Source organism: Bacteroidota bacterium (assembly GCA_034723125.1).
Lineage (GTDB): Bacteria > Bacteroidota > Bacteroidia > CAILMK01 > JAAYUY01 > JAYEOP01.
The window spans coordinates 5,937-7,730 of sequence record JAYEOP010000534.1 but is presented as its reverse complement, the minus strand read 5'-3'; the positions used below and the strand labels follow the sequence as shown (position 1 = coordinate 7,730).

The following is a 1,794-nucleotide window of genomic DNA, read 5'->3' as shown; positions in this document are numbered from 1 at the left end:
ATTTGCCGGACGAAAATGTATTAATTAGTGATTTAGTAATTGATCAATCATTTGATTGGAAAATGGAAAAGAATATTACAATAGATATTAATGTTATTGAAAATGATTCATCAAAATTAGGAATTCCATCTATTTATGTTGAAATTTTTGATAATATAAATAATGGTATTATTTTTAAAGGATTAACTAATTCGGAAGGGAATATAAATGTGGAAGTTACTGTACCTTCATCACTAAGTGAATTGTCAGTAAGAACAAATTTTAAAGATACCTTAGTTGCAATTGATGCTAAGGTTTTGGAATGTACTTTAAATACAGACCATATTATTGTAGATAATAATCTTGATATAACAAGAAGTTCTTCCAGAGCATCTGCCACAAATCTTATTACAAATCCGGGTTTTAGTACTAATAGTTATGATTCTTCTACTAAAGTTAAAGATAAGAATGTTGATCTTGATAAATGGTATTACAAAGAAAAAAAATCTAGTTCTGTTTATGCTTTCCCTGTTTACAAAAATAGTGATTGGGTAATGAAAGTTATAAAAGCTACTACATCTCGTGAATCATTTTGTGCTCAGGTTATTGATGATGTAACAGTTGGGAAGACATATCGTCTCGAAGTAGATGGAAAAATATTAAGTGGATTAACAAATAATAAAGTATCTCTTCAATTGCAATTTTGTGAAAATAAATTAGATAAAAAACCAAAATCTACTTATGAAGTAAAAGATTGGACATCAAGCTGGAAAAGACAAGGAGTAACTGCAACAGCACCTTCAAAAACCGAATATATTCGAGTAGTTCTTTATATTGATAAGCATTCTTCTAATGGATCAATCCTTTTTGATAATATTACTCTAGCAGAATGGATTGATACCGATGATGATGGCATTTGTGATTCAAATGATGATTATCCTAACGATGATACAAAGGCATTTGATAATTTTTACCCATCAGATAACACAAAAGCATCTTTAGCCTTTGAAGACCTTTGGCCATACAAAGGTGATTATGAATTTAACGATCTTGTTGTTGATTATCAGATGAATCCAATAACAAATGCAGATAACAAAGTTGTAGTAATAGAAAATTATATAACTGTAAAAGCAATAGGAGCAAGCTTTCATAGTGGTTTGGGTATTGAATTACCTGTTCTACCATCTGTAGTAAATACAGTTACAGGGCAGGAAATTAATGGAAATTATATTTCATTATCATCTAATAATACAGAAGCAAATCAAACAAATGCCGTAATAATTTTATTTGATGATGCATTTGACCTTTTACCTCATCCCGGTAATGGCTGTGAATTTGTAAATACAACAATAGGAGAAACTTATGTTACACCTCAAACTATTCAAATTGATGTAAAATTTTCTACACCACAAACAATTTCATCTCTGGGAACACCTCCTTATAATCCATTTATGATTATTGATCAAACAAGAAATAAAGAAATACACCTTGCCAATTATCCACCTACTGACCTTGCTAGTACATCCTTACTTGGCAGTGGGCATGATGATAGTAAACCAAGTCAAAACAGATATTATGTTACTAAAAATAATTTACCTTGGGTAATAAATACACCTTATCAATTTAAGTATCCAAAGGAAAAAGTTGAAATCACCTCAGCTCATTTAAAATTTGCCCCTTGGGCAGTAAGCATTGGTGTTAATTATACAGAATGGTATAAAGATAAGAATGGATACAGGAGTGATTCAAATATTTATTCGCATTGATTGGTAATAATTTGTAATCAATAATTTATTTTTCACATCTTGCATCTTG

The 1,794-nt window shown here is 29.8% G+C and carries 1 protein-coding gene; it reads left to right on the top strand.

All coding sequences use genetic code 11. The features are described from left to right. A partial coding sequence (locus U9R42_13800; protein ID MEA3497096.1) for an LruC domain-containing protein occupies positions 1-1,745 on the top strand: 1,745 nt, incomplete at its 5' end. Positions 1,746-1,794: the final 49 nt, after the last annotated feature.